Origin of the sequence: Mycobacterium sp. 852002-30065_SCH5024008 (assembly GCF_001665645.1) — a bacterium.
GTDB lineage: Bacteria > Actinomycetota > Actinomycetes > Mycobacteriales > Mycobacteriaceae > Mycobacterium > Mycobacterium paraffinicum.
Map to the genome: position 1 here is coordinate 54,944 of NZ_LZSZ01000177.1, position 15,728 is coordinate 70,671.

Here is a 15,728-nt window from a genome sequence, read left to right on the forward strand (position 1 = left end):
CCGAGCGCTACGCAACCGTTCCGCGGTAGACGGCCATCGGCGCCGCGGCCGTCGCCCAGACCCGTGGTACCGACAGCGCCCCGACCGACGTTGCGCGGCCGACCCGCGCGGTGGTTGTCGCGCCGCGAACAGCACGCTGGTCGGGCGCGAGGCAGCGCAAAGCCGCCGCCTTGTTGAGTGAATTCAGGTAGCCGATCGCGACACCCGACGGCGCGGTGAGTGAGCTCAGTTTTGACAGCGGGCAGGTCGCCGACGCGAGGGAGACGTCGAACGTGGCCAGCGGCGACAGGGACAGCGCCCGCAGCGCGCCGGGCGCGGCTGCGATCAGCTGCCGGCCTGCCGATACGACCTCCGGCCCCGATTCCAGTGCCCACGTGCCTCGGCTTGCGCTGCCGGGCGGCAACGTGAACGGCACGATGGCCGCGGCATCCGCCGACGCCGCGGCGTAGGCGTGCATGGCCGCGGCGTCCTGCGCCCACATCCGTTCGTAGTCGGCCTCGGTGGCGGCGATCGCCGGGCTCGCCAGACCCAGGGAGTTCGCCATGATCAGCGATCTGCAATGCACCCGGTTGGCGTCGATCGACGGCGGCGGCACCGTTGCCGCTAACGCCCTTTCGTGTGCGCTCGCCGCAGCGGCGGCCTGGGTTGCCGCTTGCTCGGTGCGTATCGCGGTGGCGTTGAGCCAGTCGATGTAGGACGCCGCGGCTTCGTGCCGGGGGGTCGGATCCTCCCAGCCGGCCCGCAGCTTCGAGATCACCGCCCGGTAGTCCGCGACTGCGGTGTGCAGCCGAGTGGCCAGGCGGGCCCACGCCGACGCGGCTTCGGCCATCGAGTCCGAGCCGGGGCCGGCATGCAGTTGTCCGGAAATGATTTCGGGCGGGAGCATCGTGAAATTCATCGCTATCTCTGCCTAACGACGGCGGTGGGGCCGCGGTTCGAACGGGACTCTTCTCTTGGGACGTAGGCCCGGGGGTTACAGGCCTACCTGCCAAGGAGCCCTCAGCAACGGGCGACGCAGAGCAGCGTCAACAGATCCCAGTCGGACGGAACCGCCCCGGGCGCACGGGATGGTGTGCGGGGCAGCCGAAATACCGCGGCCGCAAACGAAGTCGGTAACGGCGACCCGATCGATGGCGGCGACGAGCGGGCCCATGTGGGCGGCCGATCCCGCGTCATCCAAGCGGTCTTCGTGGTCTTGTGATGTGTCGGCGAGGAGCCGGCGGAAAAGCCCGGTGCGGCAGCGCACGCGTTATGTGCTTGCACGTGCGTGGCATCCGCGCGGGCGAGTCCGGAGACCGCGCTCCCACGCGATGCCCAACCCGCTGTGACCGCGCAGAAGACACCGAGTACCGCGACCACTGCGATGACGGACCGCCATCGTCGAGTTCTACGGGTATCGCCAACTGTCACAGTGGCCCGAACTTACAACACGAGGCTTGGCCGACAAGCCCAGCGAGCTGTGAAAACGATCAAAGTCCGGTGTGGGTTCGCGGCTCCCCGCCTACGGGGCGCTGGGGTTCAGTTGGCTGCTTGCCCACCGCATTCGGTTTCGCGGCGGGCAGCCATGCCCGCGGCACCGACAACCCGCCAATCGAGATCGCGCGTCCGAAATCCACCAGCACCGCCGCGCGGTCACCCCTGCCCGTCTTCGCCGCCGCAGCACCGATGGCCACGGCGAGCGGGATGCTGGCCTGCCGGGCGAACCCGGTGCGCAGGGAACTCAGCTTGGACAGCGGCGACGACATCGCCAGCACAGCCGTACGGAATCGCCGGCAAGATGCCGAGGATAGCCCGTCGATCGCTGCGGGGAGCATCGAAACCAGTTCCGCGCCGGCCGATATCACTTCGTCGCCGTCGTCGGCGACGGGCGGGGACGTAAAGGGCGTCACGGTCGAGGCGGCCGCAGCGACAGTGGCGTAGGCGTACATGGCGGCGGCGTTCTGCGCCCACAGCTGGTCGTAGTGGCCCTCCGCGGACGCGATGGCCGGGGTGTTTTGGCGCAGGTGGTTCGTCGCCGCCAGCGACCTTCGCAATGCCCGGTTGGCGACGATGGTCTGCGGCGGCGCGGTCGCGGCCAGCGCCCACTCATACGCGTCGGCCGCCGCGCCGGCGCGGGCGGCGGTTTGCTCCGCTAATGCGGCGGTGGCCTGCAGCCACGCTATGTACGGTGCCGTCGTGTCGCCCATCTGCAGCGCGGCTGGGCCGCGCAAGCCGTCCAGCAGCCCCGCGGAAACAAGGTATTTCGTCGCGGCCTCGCGGAGGTGGTCGGCCAGCCGCTGCCACGTTGTGGCCGCGCTCAGCAGTGATGCGGGACCGGGGCCGGAATACATTCGCGCGGTGTTGATCTCTGGGGGTAACGCGCCGAAGTCCACCGCTATCTGCCCCCGGCAGGGGCGGGATGGGTGGCCGCGGATCCAGCGGGCGTGCGGGAGTTGGCTGCAAACATGACTTCCTTGGGTGGGTAGCGACCGACGTTCAGCGTCCGGTCGGGAGTTGCGGGCATGCCGACGGGCTTTGGCCGCTCCGGGCTAACGCCGTCGGCTGTTGGCCGGCGCGCGGCGCCGGCCAGACATGGCTACGAGTGGCTCGGAATGTCGATCAGCGCCTGGACACGCAAAGCTTGGTCAAGAGGTCTTGACCTGCAAGGATAGTCGAGGGTGCGCGTGACGGACATACGTCGAGGGGCCGTTGTGCCCCAGTGGCCGACGCGAGTGACGACAGCGTCCACGACCAGCGCGGCACGGACAGCGAAAAGGTCGTCGGCCGATCGCGCTTCAAACCCGCGCTCTTGAATGCCTTGTCGTCGTTCAGGGTGGAGCCGAAGTCGGGATGGCTGCGCGGTGCCGAGCCGTCCCGGAACTGAAGCGTCCCGGTGCCGGTGGTCGCGACCGACACGGCCACGTGCTGCGGTGGGCCGGCCGTCGCCTCAACCTGCAACGCCCAGAATCCGAAGGCAGCGGCGAAAAGGGACAGTGCAGCAACTACGGCCAGAGCCGACTGGCGTCGGGGCCGTCGTGAAGGTCTGCCCGCACCACGGAAGCTCACAGTGCTGCCACCGTAGCAGCGCTGGTGAGTGGCGGCCCTGCCAGTCTCCTTTGAAAAGGCTTAAAGGTAGCGCAATTTGGGCTGTGAGCGATTCGCGGAAGAAGCCGTAAGGCGGCGCAGCGGCGACTAGTGAGCCGCGGCAGGGGATTTGAAGACGATCAGCGGGATGGCCATTTCGGCGGGCGTCGCCGCGCCGTGAAAGCCTATGAGGCGAGCCGTCTCCGGCGGCTCGTGCCCGGTTGCCAGTACGGCGGCATCGCCGGTGCAGACGGCGACGACGTCGCCGATCCGCGCCAGGTGCGCCGGGCTGACCGGTCCGAACATCCCGGTGGCCACCGCCTGCTCGCGGCTGTAGACGTGCGCCCTGCCGTCGAGTACCTCGCTCCACGCCGCCTGCACGTCAGCCGCGGCGCCGGGTTCGGTGTGCAGGTAGCGAACCCTCGGCTCGCCGGCGACCACGCGGACCCCCGCGGCCAGCCGCGGGTCGGTGTCGAGGTCGACCCGCGCGTCCGGTGGAACGTTGAAACCGCCGTGGTCGGCGGTCACCAGCAGCGCCGCGTTCGGCGGTAGCGCCTCGACCAGCCGGCTGAGCAGCGCGTCCACCTGGGCGGCCGCTTCGTGCCACCGGGGCGATCCGACGCCGAATACGTGGGCGGCCGTATCCAGGGCGGCGGTGTAGCCGTAGACCAGGCCGGGCGCCGCGCGCAGCTCGTCGGCCACCGCCCGCGCGTTGTCGTCCGTCGGCTGGATCGGGCGGAACTCGGCGCCGCGGTACGCCGCCTCGGTCAGCCCGCTACCCATGAACGCGGCCGGCAGGACGGCGCGGGCGCTCACGCCGGCTTCGTTGAGCCGCCCGAACCAGGTGGGTAAGGGCTGCCACTCGGCGTGCGGTGGGTCGTCACGCCACAGGATGTGGTTGAGCACCCGATCGGTGCCCGGCACGTTCAGCGTGAAGCCCAGGATCCCGTGCTCGCCGGGCTGCGCCCCCGTGCCCAGCGAGACCAAACTGGTCGGGGTGGTCGACGGGAAGGTGCAGGTGAGCTCCGTGAGGTGGCCGGCCTGCCCGGCGAGCACGGAGGCGAGCAGCGGGGCGCTGCCGGCCAGCTCCGCAAGCAGATGCCAACCCAGTCCGTCCACCAGCACCACCGCGACCCGATCGACCTGGTCGGCCCCGCCGACCAGGTCGGCCAAACCCAGCTCGTCGACGGCGCCCGGCGCGCCGAGCAGAGCGGCGGCCGCGGGCAGCACGTCGCGGAGGGAACCGGGCACGGGGGCCAGTCTGGCACGAGCCGACCCCCAATGGCGGCGACCCGCTTCGCCCGGCTTCCGCTGACTGTGGCGACCCGCTTCGCCCGGCTTCGCCGCGCTCGCGATCGCCACGGCCGCGCTCGCGATCGCCGCTAGACGCGCGCCAGTCGGTCTCTCGTCACCCGCAGTTGACGCTCGGTTCCGTCGGCGAGGGCGCGGACCTGCCGCGGTGACAGACGGCCGCACAGCCGCCCCCAGTGCAGCGCGACCTGGTCGCCCGCGGTGGCATCCGGCACCGCGCTGTACCCATCGATCGAGACGTCGAACACAGCTGACGACGGTTCGGACAGCGCCAGCCCGTCACCGTCGAGCACCAGCCGTCGGCGCAGCACCTCGATCCGGTCGCGGTCACGGGAAAGCACGGTTCCCCAGGTGATGCGGCAGTTGTCGAGCACGTTCAGGGGATGTTCGTCCATACCCCGCCCCAGGAACCGGGTCCACGGGTACACGCCGAACACGTGGAAACAGTGGTTGGCGGCGGCCTCGCCGGCCAGGTCCGGCGTCAGGTGCGACCAATAGCGGCCCGCTTGCGGGCCGATGATCGCCAGCAATCCGTTGAAGAAGTCCCGGGGGTCCAGGTCGGCGCCGACGCCGCCGCCCAGCCAGTAGGACTCCACCAGCCGGTAATCCAGCGGGTCGGCGATGCCGGTCAGCGTCGACAGCACCCGCAGGTACGGCCACGCCCCGGAGAACGTCGTCGCCGCCCGGCGCACCTCGTCGACCGAACCGTCGCGCAGGGTGGCTCCCAGCGGGGGGCCGCAATAGCCCAGCGCGTTGGGCGCGTAGGCGTAGCGCGCGAACATGTCCGGGCCGTCGGTGTTACCGGTCAAGCGCGCCCCACCAGCTTGACCGCGTCGCGGTGCATTCGGCCGAAGTTGTAGTAGGCGGCGCACGCCCCCTCGGGGGACACCATGCACGTGCCGATCGGGGTCTCCGGGGTGCACGCCGTGCCGAAAACCTTGCACTCCCATGGCTTGAGCACACCCTTGAGCACCTCGCCGCACTGGCAAGCCTTGGGATCGGCGACCCGCACTCCGGGCATCGCGAACCGCAGCTCGGCGTCGAATCCCGAAAAGTCGTCGTGCAGCCGCAGCGCGCTTTGCGAGATGAAACCCAGTCCGCGCCACTCGAAGTGGGGGCGCAGCGCAAAAACCTTGCCCATCAACGCCAAAGCGGCGGGATTGCCCCCCTCGGGCACCACGCGCGTGTACTGGTTCTCCACCTCGCAGCGGCCCTCCCGGATCTGGGTCAACAGCATCGCGACCGCGGCCAGAATGTCCAGAGGCTCAAACCCGGCTACCACCAGAGGCTTTCGGTACACCTCCGGCACGAACCGGTAGGGACGATTGCCGACCACCGTGGACACGTGCCCGGGGCCGATGAAACCCGACAGGCGCAGGTCCGGCGACTCCAGGATGGCCTTGATCGGCGGGACGATCATCACGTGGTTGCAGAACACGCTGAAGTTGTTCAGCTTCAGGTCGCGCGCCCGGACCAGGGTGACCGCGGTCGAGGGCGCGGTGGTTTCGAAACCGATGGCGAAGAAAACCACGTGCTTGTCCGGATTGTCGAGCGCGATCTTCAGCGCGTCCAGCGGGGAGTAGACGAACCGCACGTCGGCGCCGCGCGCCTTGGCGTCCAGCAGGCTGCCGTGTGATCCGGGCACGCGCATCATGTCGCCGAAGCAGGTGAAGATCACGTCGGGTTGGCCGGCCAGCCACATGGCGTCGTCGATGCGGCCCATCGGGATCACGCAGACGGGGCAGCCGGGGCCGTGCACCAGCTCGACGTTGTCGGGCAGCAGGTGCTCGATGCCGTGCCGGTAGATCGTGTGCGTGTGCCCGCCACACACTTCCATGAACTTGAACTGTTCGCCGTCGGCGCCGGCCAGGCGTTCGATGGCGCCCAGCAGCTTGCGGGCCGCGGCCGGATCACGGAACTCGTCAACGAATTTCATGACGGTCCTTTCGTTCTCAGACGATCGATGAGGAGTCGAAGGCTTGGATCTCGGTGTCGTAGGCGTCGCCGAGCTTCTTGACGGCGGCCAGGGTGAGCAGTGCCTCCGTCTCGTCGATCTTGGCCATCGCGAACCCGACGTGAACCAGGACCCAGTCGTCGGGTTCGGGCATGTCGTCCTCGAGCAGCCGCACGCTGATGGTGCGTTGCACGCCGCTGACGTCGACCTTTGCCAAATAGTCGGCGGGATCGGTGATCTCGACGATCCGGCCCGGAATTCCCAAACACATGTGCGGCCTCCCTTCCTTTCTGGTGGCGATCCGCCGCGCCCGGCTTACGCCGCGCTTGCGATCGCCACGCCCTAGCAGATCCGCGGCAGCGGGTCGCCGACGAGCATGTCGACGATCCGTGTTCCGCCGAATCCGGTTCGCAGCACCACGCTTTCGGCTGGTTCGGTGACGATTTCCCCTACCTCGGCCGCGTCGGCACCCAGGGGATGCGACCGCAGGGCGTCGAGCCCGGCCGCCGCCTCCTCGGGCGCGACGACCGCGACGAGCTTGCCCTCGTTGGCGACGTACAGCGGGTCGATGCCGAGCAGCTCGCAGGCGCCGTTCACCATGGGCGCCACGGGAAGTCGATCCTCTTCGAGCAGCACCCCGAGACCGCAGGCCTGGGCCAGTTCGTTGCAGACGGTGCCCACTCCGCCCCTCGTCGCATCACGCAGCCAGCGGGTGGACGGCGCGGCCGCCATCAGCAGCTCCACCAGCGGGCTGAGGCACGCGGTGTCGGAGTGGATGTCGGCCTCGATGGCCAGGTCGCCCCGCGCCAGCATGACCGCCATGCCGTGGTCGCCCATCGATCCCGACAGCAGCAGCTTGTCACCGGGCCGCACCGACGCCGCGGACAGCGCGCGTCCCGCGGGAATGACACCGGCCCCGGCGGTGGTGACGAACATGCCGTCGGCGGCGCCCTTGGGCACCACCTTGGTGTCGCCGGTGACGATCCGCACGCCCGCCTTCGCGGCCGCCGCCGCCATGTCGGCGACGATCTCTTTCAATTCGGTGATGGGGAAACCCTCTTCGAGCACGAACGCCGCCGAGATCCACGACGGCACGGCACCGGCCATCGCGAGGTCGTTGCAGGTTCCGTGCACCGCGAGCGCGCCGATGGAGCCACCCGGGAAGCGCCTGGGCTGTACGACGAATGAATCCGTGGACATCGCCAGGCGTTCGCCGCTCGGCAGCGTCAGGACCGCGCTGTCACCGAGTGACTCCAGCAGCGGGTTGCGGAACGCCTCCACGAACACCGCGTCCACCAGCGCCGCCGAGGCTTTGCCGCCCGCGCCGTGGGCCAGCGTCACATGGTCGTCGAGCAACCGGGGCCGGCGCCTGCGGAACGATTCGATCCGCTCGATCACCTCGCCCTCGGCGAATCGTGGTCCCGAGGAAAGGTATTCACCCGCCGACTTCGAATTGCTCATGCCGCCCCCATGCCTTGCTTGCCGCCGAGCTGTTGGTGCACGCTCAGCCAGAGCTGATAGCCCAGCAGCGCTTGCGATTCCTGGATCCGGTGCACGCTCTGCGAACGAACGACGAAGCAGGCGTCCACATTCGGATTGTTCGCGAACGCGCCGCCGTCGTAGCCGGCGAATCCGATGGTGTACAAGCCGCGTTGACGCGCCTCGGCCAGCGCGGCGAGCAGGTTGGGCGAACCGCCGCTGGTCGACATGGCGATCGCGATGTCGCCGGCCCTGGCGCGGGCGATCAACTGCCGGGCGAACACCAACTCGAATCCGACGTCGTTGCCCAGCGCGGTCAGGATCGCCTGATCGGTGGTCAGGGGCCACGCGGGCAGCGGCATGCCGCCCGGCGGCCGGGCGAACAGCCTCGCCAGGGTGGTGGAATCGGTGCAGCTGCCGCCGTTTCCGAAGGTGAACATGCGCCCGCCCGCCGCGAAACGGCGCGCCAGCTCGGCGGCGGCCTCACCGAGCAACGCGGCGTTGGCTTCCAGTGTCGAGCGCCGCAGCGCCAGGCTTTCGGCCGCCTTCGCCTGCGCCGAGGCGGCCAGGTCGGCCAGCAGCGAGGCGGGATCGTCTTCCTGGGCGTCGATGAACGGATACAGGAAGTTGGTGGGTTCGTCGGCGGTGCTCATCGGCCCTCCTCGTCTTCCAGTCTGCCGATCGCCATGCCCGCGTGCACCAACATCAGGTCCCCGGCTTCGACCGGGTCGATCAGGGTGGTCACCACGTTTTCGATGCCGCGCGCCGTGCGCACCGTGGCGTGCCCGTCGGCCGACGCCGTCACCGCCTCGCCGGGGCGCCCCTCGTCGCTGCAGGTGACGCAAACCGACTCGGCGCGCTCGGGTTTGAGCAGGCCGGGGTGCTCGAAGCACACGTGGGTCAGTTCCCACAGCAGGTGATAGAACAGCACAAAACCGCCCGTCGCGGGCATGCGAGGATCGGGGTCGTCGAGCCACAGCACGTGGTCTGCCATGCCCGCGCCGGGGCGTTCGCCGCTGCCGATCCAGATCGTGGTGGCGCCCCATGCGGGGGCGCGCCGCATCACCGAGCGGACCTGCGCGTCGTCGGCTCCGGAAACCGCGACCACGATGTCGCCCGGCCGCACGGACACTCGCACCAGGTCAACCAGGTCGGGTCCGGTCAGCGCCACCGCGGGCAGGGCCCGTTTGCCCATGATCACCGGGTGCACGAACTCGACCGCGATGTGCAGTGCGTGCGGTTCCCACGACGGCGCGATGGACCACATGGTCGCTCCCGCCGCGAAGCGCTTGGCGAGCGTGAACGCGGTGGCGGCGAGGTCTTCGGCCAATTCAGCGCCCAGCCCGCGATCGATGGCTGTGGTGGTCATGGGTCAGCCCTCCTCCCGCGCGGTCAGCATGGAGATCGCGGCCTGACCCAGGGCGAGCCCGCCGTCGTTGGGCGGAACGATGTGGTGGGTCAGCACCTCGAATCCCGCCAGCTGCAACCGCTGACGACACGCTCTCAGCAACAACACGTTCTGGAATACCCCACCGGTGAGGCCCACCAACCGGGTGGCGCCGGCCACCTGACCGACCACCTTGGCCACGGCGTCCGCGACGGCCTCGTGAAAAGCCGCGGCCAGCAGCGCGGGTCGCGTGCCGGTGTAGAGCGCCGACACCAGCGTCTGCACCATCGGGGCGGGATCGATCACCCCGTCGGCGCCCACCATGAGCGGTAGCGACGGCCCGGCCTGCGCATCCGCAGACTGCGCCAGCGCCTCCAGCTCGATGGCGGCCTGGCCTTCGTAGTCGATGCGGTGCCGCACGCCGAGCAACGAGGCGACCGCGTCGAATAGGCGGCCCATGCTCGAGCAGGGCACGCATCCGGTTCCCGTCTCCAATTGCGAACGGGTCAGACGCAATTCGTCCGGCGTCGCGGCCGCGACGGGGGCCAGGTCGGGGGTCCAGTCGATGCCGGCCGACCACAACTGCGAGAGCGCCATCCGCCACGGGTTGCGGACAGCCGCATCACCGCCGGGCAGTGGTACTCCTAACAGGTGGCCGGCCCGGACGAATCGCTGGCTGTCGTGGCCGAGCCGGAGAATCTCCCCGCCCCAGATGGTCTGGTCGCATCCGTAACCCGTGCCGTCGAAGGAGACCCCGACGACGGGTTCTCCGATTCGCCCGTGCTCGGCCAGCAGCGACACCACGTGCGCGTGGTGGTGCTGGATGAGGTCCAGCGGTCGACCGTCCGCGCGGCGCTCCGCCCAGCTTCGGGTGTGATACCCGGGATGCAGGTCGGCGGCCAACCGCGCCGGCTCACCGCGCATTTCGCTGAGTTGGCGCACCGCCCGCTCAAACGCGCGCAACGTCTCCCAGCTGCCCATGTCGCCGATGTGCCCGGACAGATAGGCGCGTGCGCCGTCGGTGAGGCAGAAGGTGTTCTTCAATTCCCCGCCAACGGCCAGCACCGCGGGGCCCTCGGTATTCAAGTCGACCGGCAGCGGCGCATACCCGCGGGACCGCCGGATCGGCAGTTCGCGCCCGTCGACCACCCGCACCACCGAGTCATCGCACGGCACGTGGATCGGGCGATCGTGGTCGAGGACCGCATCACACAGCGCCGGAAGTCGTTGTCCGGCATCATCATCGGTGAAGCAGATGGGTTCGTCGGATCGGTTGGCGCTGGTGAGCACCAGCGCGGTCGGGACGGCTTCGGCGGCGCCGGGCACGGGCGCCAACAGCAGGTGATGGATGGGGGAGTACGGCAGCATGAGTCCCAGCAGCGGGCTACCCGGAGCGACGGCGTCGGCGACCGGCGCAGTGTCGTTCGGGGATCGGCGTCGCAGCAACACGATCGGACGGGCGGGGCCCAGCAGCACGGCGGCCTCGTCGTCGTCGACGTGGGCGTAGCGGCGCGCGACGTCCAGATCACGGACCAGCATGGCAAACGGCTTGGCGCCGCGCGCCTTTCGCGCCCGCAGCGCGGCGACGGCCGCGCCGTCGCTGACGGAGCAGGCCAAGTGGTAACCCCCGACGCCCTTGATGGCCACCACCGCGCCGGCGGCCAGCGCGCGTTGGGCGGCCGCCAGCGCTGCGTCCGCTCCGTCGACGCGTCCGCTCGCCGACCGGAACCACAGGGACGGCCCGCATTCGGGGCAGGCGATCGGCTGCGCGTGGAAGCGCCGATCCGCCGGGTCGTGGTATTCGGCGGCGCAGCGCGCACACATGGGGAACCCGGACATGGTGGTGGCCGGGCGGTCGTAGGGCAGCTCGCGGATGATGGTGAATCGCGGCCCGCAGTTGGTGCAGGTGACGAAGGGGTGGCGGTAGCGCCGGTCGCGCGGGTCGAAGAGTTCGGCGACGCAGTCGTCGCACGCCGCGATGTCGGGCGGAATCGGCGTCGTCTCGCCGGCGAGGTTCCGGCTGGCCACGATCCGGAACCCGCGTTCGGCGCCGGCATCGGCGGCGAGCTCGCTGACCGTGACGTCGCGGATCCGGGCCAGCGGCGGAGCCTCGGCGCGGAGGCGGCGCCCGAATTCGGCTATGCGTGCGCGCTCGCCCTGCACCTCAAGGAACACGGCGCCCGAATCGTTGCCGACGAAGCCGGACAGGCCGAGTTCGGTCGCGATGCGGTGGACGAATGGCCGGAAGCCAACCCCCTGCACGACACCGGTCACGGTGAAGCGCTGCCGAACGTCGCGTTGCCGCAGCAGCAGGGGGGGCGAGGTCATCTCAGCCGACCTCCGGAAAGTCAGTTGGGTCCGTGCGGCCCCGGCCCATCAGCTCGAGGCCCGCCAGCGCCTGTTCGGCGCCCGCGCGGTCCGTCTTCTCGACGGCGAAGCCCATGTGAATGATTATCCAGTCGCCCGGGGCGAATGTCTCCTCCGGCAGCATGCCGACGTTGACCCTGCGCTGTTCGCCGGTGACGTCGACCAGGGCCAGCTGCCCTTCGAAGCCGTCCAGCATCCGGATCACTTGGCCGGGGATCCCTAAACACATGGCTCAGTACCCTCTCGACTGGTTGCGACCGAGTGCGCCTGCAACGCCGCGACGATCTCCTCGACGGCGCGCGCGGCGCGGGGAACCGCCTGGGCCACCGGCTCGGTGAGGCCGATGCCCTCCTCGACGCTGCCCGCCTCGCACCCGACGACGACCGTGTAGGGCGGATTGCCGCCCAGCGCCCGCAGGCTGGCGAACACCGCGGCCGGATCCATGCTGTGGCCGTCGAAACCCATTGCGGCGGGACCTGATTCATGATCGGCCTGGAAAACGTGCAATGTGCCGGGGCTGCCGCGGCTGGGGACGGCGTCAACGAGCACCAGGGTGTCCCAGTCCTCGAGCAGGTCGTAGGCCAAGTGCATGCCGCTGATGCCGTAGTCGGTGACGCGGATGCTCCTACCGTCCTGCGGGATCTCGGCGGTGCGGATCACTTCTGATCCGAATCCGTCGTCGCCCAGGAAGATGTTGCCGATGCCCGCTACCAGGATGCGCGCTGTCATTTCGCGAGCCGGTTACATCCGCCTCAGTTTCAGGTAGCGGCGGGCATCGGGCAGGGATGCCACCCCAAGCGCCACCCCGATCGCCACCACCAACGCGATGATCGCGATGAATATCCAACCCAGGATCTCCATCTTGGACTCCTTTCACGAGTTTGCCGGGCTGCGTTGAGCTTCCAGAGGCTCGATTTCGTCGGGGGAGAAGTACAGGTAGCGGCCGTACCAGTCATGCAGGTCGGCGGCCGGGTCGTCCTCGACGACGACCGCGACGTGCTTGGTGCCCTCGACGTCCTCGTGCACCGAGGTGACACGGGCGGTCTTGCCGGCGACGAAAATGTCCTGCGCGTCGGCGTTGCGCCTCGGCCGCAACCGGACCCGGCTGCCGCGCGCCACCCTGACCCCGTTCACCAGCACCGCATCGATTTCCGGGCGTACAGCGTTGTCGGCCAGTGGATCCCACCAATCGACCCCGTCAGGGATCTCCGGGACCAGGCCCGAGATCGCGTGGGGATCGCGCAGCACGCCGTGCAGGCGAGCCATCGCGTCGGGAGACATGGCGTCACATTGGTCGATGATTCGCGCCGCCCGTGGATCGGTGGCCCGGGCCTGCGCCTTCTCCTCGTCCGTCATGGTCATCACGCGCAGGGTGAGGATCTCGTCGATCTCGGTGCAGTCATACAGGGCGGTGTCGCTCTGCTCGGCGACCTCCGGGTGGTCGTAGAGGATGATCGGCGAGATCAACAGCAATTCCCGGGTGCCGGGGGGGCCGGCCAGCACCGGAAAGCAGCGGTGCTGGCTGCACCGGGCTGCCGCGTCGACGGCTGCGGGCGGCGGCTCGAGCAGCGAAACGAACTGCCCGCCCTCGAGTTCGGCGATCAGGTGCGTTCCAATCATGGACCGCGCGATCGAGTCGTTCTTGTCCGCTGCACCGTCGCCGATGTTGCTGACCCGCACCGACACCCGGCACAGGTCGCCATCCGCCTCGCTGGCGACCGTGAGCACGCCACGTACCTCCCGTCGTTGCCGCACTAGGCGCCCGCCATCGAGGAATTCGATGTCGGTGCCCGCGTCCGCCGTCACCGACAGTGTCCACGGCCGGCCGTCGAGGGCGACAGGGCCGAAGGACCTTTCGCATTCGACCGCTTCGTCCCAGGTCAGCCACGATCCGCCCGGGGTGGCGAGCTCGTCGACGGGCTCGTATTCCCCCGGGGTGACTTCGCGCTCGGCCCGGCGGTGCTGCAACTGCAGGAATCGCACCACCAGGGTCAGCTCCCCGGCGCCGTCGACCAGGAACTGTGCCGCCAGGGCGTCGTCCTCGCCCAGGCCGGCCTCCGCGGCCCCGGGCGGGCCCAGAACGCCGAATTGCCAGCGTGATTGGTTCTTGCTCGAGGTGCCGCGGTAAGGGTAGAGCAAGTAGCCCTCGTAAAGCACCGCGTCGGCGACGGCGCGGGCCCGGTCCCGATCCTCGGTCACCGCGCCGTCTCCCGGTCCGCGTCCAGCAGTGCGGTGATCGCGTGGTCGAGGTCGAGCAGCCCGTGCGCCGACTTGTAGGCGGCCAGCGCGGTGATGGTTTCGTGGCTCAGCCGCAGCCAGCCGGCGTTCGGGTAGTGCTGGGCCATCAGCTGCCGCCAGACCGTGACCGGCATGTCGTAGCGGCATTCACAGTCCCACGGGACTTGCTGGACGGAAAACCCGCGTTCGGATTTGACGAAAATCGTTCCGCTGAAGAGGAACTGGAGCGGTAGCGCCGCGTCGCGCAGCGCATGCAGGTATTTGGCGGCGGCGACCTCGAAGTCGTAGGTGCAATCCAGCGGCAGCGCCACCGTCGTGTTGCCGGCGAAACCCTGCACCATCGCGGTGCAGTGCTGCCAGAGGAAGGTGCGCTGGGTGCTCGCCCAGCGTTCGCGCGGCCCGAACAGGTCGAGCAGCCCGGCGGCTTCGTCGTCGGAGTACGAGCGTCGCAGCGGCTCGATGCGGACCTGGCAGCGCAGGGCGATCGCGTGCACCGGGTCGCCTCCGCCATCGCCGGTGTCGACGGCGACCCGCGCCGTCAGCACCGGGCTGACGGTGTACGGCTCCGGCGCCACGTCGAGGACCGAGAAGTCGACGTCCATCATGGCGGTGTTCTCACAGCGCGCGCTTCGAGGTGGGAGAAGAAGCCGTCGATGAACTCGCGCGCCTCCTGCCCTCCGTCGAACCCACGCCACAGCATGCGCAGTCGCCCGACGAATTCGTAGCAGGCGTCGATGGGGACGAGATAGCTCTGCGGCGCACCGGATTCGGGGACCCGGACCAGCAGCGCCTCGACGTCGTCGACCAGCAGGCCCACCCGGGCGTCGGCGCCGCTGAGCGCGTCCCAAACGTCCAGCGCGAGCTCGGATTCGCAGGCGCCGGCCGGTCCGGGATAGAAGGCGACGGTGCGCCCGAGTGCGGAGTTCGTGAAGAAGAAGGCGACGCCCACCGGGATCTGCAACGCCTCCCAGGCGCGGCGATCCAGCGCGAAGCCCGGGAATGACAGATACCGGTCGGGCACGGCGCGGTAGCGGAGCTCCGCCTGGGAGTCGGTGAACAGCAGATAGCAGGCTCGGCATACGCACATGAGCTGGCGGTCAGCCACATTCACCACGTGCTGATGGGTGTCAGCGATCGATTCCGAGCACATCTCACACCGCTCCCCGGCCGGTTCGGGGGCCGCACGGTTGCTGCGGATGCGGGTCAGGACCTCGTACGGGGTCGTCATGCCGGGGCGCCCATCGGTTCGGCCAGCGCTACCGATGGCACCCCGTCGCGCACCAGCAGGGGGAGCGGCTCGAGGTGAGTTCCGCCTGCGCCGGCACCCGCGTGGACGACGTCGAACTGCGTGCCGCAGCGCGGGCAGCCCAGGAGCGTCTCGCGCAGTCGTGCACCCGCCAACGAGTCGTCACACACCGGACAGTGGTCACGGTAGGCCAGCGGCAGGTCGCCGATCCTGCACACCACCAGAGGGGTGTCCGACACCAGGAAACCCGCCACCTCGCCGGGCTCCAGCTCGGCCAGTTCGGGTACCGGGTACCAGGTCGAGCTCGTCGAATGCAGATGGGCCAGTAGGGATTCGGCGGGTATCACGGCCGGGCCGGGCGCGGATTCGGCGGTCACCACCTCGATCGACGAGACCTCGGGCGCGGCGGCGCGCACCGCGTCCTCGACCGCCAATTCCAGCGTCACCGCCGATGACGGACAGCTCTTGCAACTGCCGGTGAATGCGAGCCGCACGGTATCGCCGTCGACTCCGATCAGGTCGACGTCACCACCGTGCGAGCCCAGGTACGGCCGCACCCGGTCGAGCGCGTCGGACACCCTGCGGTGCACGTCGTGGGGGTGCAGGCCGTGGACGAGGAGCAGGCTGGCCACCGACGACCTGGCTGTCTCTTATACACATCTGACGCTGCCGACGATCGCATA

At 69.6% G+C, this 15,728-nt stretch carries 15 protein-coding genes and 1 pseudogene; all 16 read right to left on the minus strand.

Features of this window, described 5'->3' with window-relative positions:
• Positions 1-7 precede the first annotated feature (7 nt).
• The gene (locus A5781_RS23055; protein ID WP_067212463.1) at positions 8-898 is read right to left on the minus strand and encodes a PPE family protein; all 891 of its coding nucleotides are present in this window, start codon (positions 896-898) and stop codon (positions 8-10) included.
• A 571-nt stretch (positions 899-1,469) separates the two neighbouring features.
• Positions 1,470-2,372 carry a PPE family protein gene (locus A5781_RS23060; protein WP_156624971.1) on the minus strand — a complete coding sequence of 301 codons (903 nt, stop codon included), beginning with the start codon at positions 2,370-2,372 and terminating at the stop codon, positions 1,470-1,472.
• Between the two features lie 799 nt (positions 2,373-3,171).
• A complete protein-coding gene (locus A5781_RS23065; RefSeq protein WP_067212470.1) occupies positions 3,172-4,314 on the minus strand; it encodes an alkaline phosphatase family protein in 1,143 nt (380 codons plus the stop codon).
• 131 nt (positions 4,315-4,445) lie between these two features.
• The gene (locus A5781_RS23070) at positions 4,446-5,183 is read right to left on the minus strand and encodes a DUF6390 family protein (protein WP_255360837.1); all 738 of its coding nucleotides are present in this window, start codon (positions 5,181-5,183) and stop codon (positions 4,446-4,448) included.
• Positions 5,180-6,310, minus strand: a complete 1,131-nt coding sequence (gene hypD / locus A5781_RS23075) for a hydrogenase formation protein HypD (protein WP_067212477.1) — start codon at positions 6,308-6,310, stop codon at positions 5,180-5,182. The genes A5781_RS23070 and hypD overlap by 4 nt, the downstream gene beginning before the upstream one ends.
• A 16-nt stretch (positions 6,311-6,326) precedes the next feature.
• Positions 6,327-6,599, minus strand: coding sequence for a HypC/HybG/HupF family hydrogenase formation chaperone (locus tag A5781_RS23080; protein ID WP_067212480.1), 273 nt, complete (start codon positions 6,597-6,599; stop codon positions 6,327-6,329).
• 71 nt (positions 6,600-6,670) lie between these two features.
• A complete protein-coding gene (gene hypE, locus A5781_RS23085) occupies positions 6,671-7,789 on the minus strand; it encodes a hydrogenase expression/formation protein HypE (RefSeq protein ID WP_082939484.1) in 1,119 nt (372 codons plus the stop codon).
• Positions 7,786-8,460: an SIS domain-containing protein gene (locus A5781_RS23090; protein WP_067212483.1), complete on the minus strand. Its 675-nt coding sequence runs from the start codon at positions 8,458-8,460 to the stop codon at positions 7,786-7,788. Before A5781_RS23090 ends, hypE begins: the two co-directional genes overlap by 4 nt.
• Entirely contained in the window at positions 8,457-9,176 is a 720-nt protein-coding gene (locus A5781_RS23095) for a HypC/HybG/HupF family hydrogenase formation chaperone (protein WP_067212486.1), read from the minus strand. The genes A5781_RS23090 and A5781_RS23095 overlap by 4 nt, the downstream gene beginning before the upstream one ends.
• A 3-nt stretch (positions 9,177-9,179) precedes the next feature.
• Positions 9,180-11,522, minus strand: coding sequence for a carbamoyltransferase HypF (gene hypF, locus A5781_RS23100; RefSeq protein ID WP_067212488.1), 2,343 nt, complete (start codon positions 11,520-11,522; stop codon positions 9,180-9,182).
• 1 nt (position 11,523) lies between these two features.
• Positions 11,524-11,790, minus strand: a complete 267-nt coding sequence (locus A5781_RS23105) for a HypC/HybG/HupF family hydrogenase formation chaperone (protein ID WP_067212491.1) — start codon at positions 11,788-11,790, stop codon at positions 11,524-11,526.
• The gene (locus tag A5781_RS23110; protein WP_067212495.1) at positions 11,781-12,290 is read right to left on the minus strand and encodes a hydrogenase maturation protease; all 510 of its coding nucleotides are present in this window, start codon (positions 12,288-12,290) and stop codon (positions 11,781-11,783) included. The genes A5781_RS23105 and A5781_RS23110 overlap by 10 nt, the downstream gene beginning before the upstream one ends.
• Before the next feature lie 144 nt (positions 12,291-12,434).
• Positions 12,435-13,760 (minus strand): hypothetical protein, encoded by a 1,326-nt coding sequence (locus tag A5781_RS23115; protein WP_067212498.1) that lies wholly within the window; start codon positions 13,758-13,760, stop codon positions 12,435-12,437.
• Positions 13,757-14,404: a DUF6084 family protein gene (locus A5781_RS23120; RefSeq protein ID WP_067212501.1), complete on the minus strand. Its 648-nt coding sequence runs from the start codon at positions 14,402-14,404 to the stop codon at positions 13,757-13,759. The genes A5781_RS23115 and A5781_RS23120 overlap by 4 nt, the downstream gene beginning before the upstream one ends.
• Positions 14,401-15,027: a DUF5947 family protein gene (locus tag A5781_RS23125; RefSeq protein ID WP_067212505.1), complete on the minus strand. Its 627-nt coding sequence runs from the start codon at positions 15,025-15,027 to the stop codon at positions 14,401-14,403. Before A5781_RS23125 ends, A5781_RS23120 begins: the two co-directional genes overlap by 4 nt.
• Positions 15,024-15,677, minus strand: a pseudogene (locus tag A5781_RS23130) (NifU family protein); the annotation flags it as partial. The gene A5781_RS23125 and the pseudogene A5781_RS23130, both read right to left, overlap by 4 nt.
• Between the last annotated feature and the right edge of the window lie 51 nt (positions 15,678-15,728).

Excerpts from the sequence above, each read along its gene's own strand:
- A5781_RS23125 (WP_067212505.1), bottom strand. The coding sequence starts at position 15,027 with ATGACGACCCCGTACGAGGTCCTGACCCGCATCCGCAGCAACCGTGCG.
- hypF (WP_067212488.1), bottom strand. The coding sequence starts at position 11,522 with ATGACCTCGCCCCCCCTGCTGCTGCGGCAACGCGACGTTCGGCAGCGC.
- hypD (WP_067212477.1), bottom strand. The coding sequence starts at position 6,310 with ATGAAATTCGTTGACGAGTTCCGTGATCCGGCCGCGGCCCGCAAGCTG.
- A5781_RS23110 (WP_067212495.1), bottom strand. The coding sequence starts at position 12,290 with ATGACAGCGCGCATCCTGGTAGCGGGCATCGGCAACATCTTCCTGGGC.
- A5781_RS23095 (WP_067212486.1), bottom strand. The coding sequence starts at position 9,176 with ATGACCACCACAGCCATCGATCGCGGGCTGGGCGCTGAATTGGCCGAA.
- A5781_RS23105 (WP_067212491.1), bottom strand. The coding sequence starts at position 11,790 with ATGTGTTTAGGGATCCCCGGCCAAGTGATCCGGATGCTGGACGGCTTC.
- A5781_RS23055 (WP_067212463.1), bottom strand. The coding sequence starts at position 898 with ATGAATTTCACGATGCTCCCGCCCGAAATCATTTCCGGACAACTGCAT.
- A5781_RS23120 (WP_067212501.1), bottom strand. The coding sequence starts at position 14,404 with ATGATGGACGTCGACTTCTCGGTCCTCGACGTGGCGCCGGAGCCGTAC.
- A5781_RS23080 (WP_067212480.1), bottom strand. The coding sequence starts at position 6,599 with ATGTGTTTGGGAATTCCGGGCCGGATCGTCGAGATCACCGATCCCGCC.
- hypE (WP_082939484.1), bottom strand. The coding sequence starts at position 7,789 with ATGAGCAATTCGAAGTCGGCGGGTGAATACCTTTCCTCGGGACCACGA.
- A5781_RS23090 (WP_067212483.1), bottom strand. The coding sequence starts at position 8,460 with ATGAGCACCGCCGACGAACCCACCAACTTCCTGTATCCGTTCATCGAC.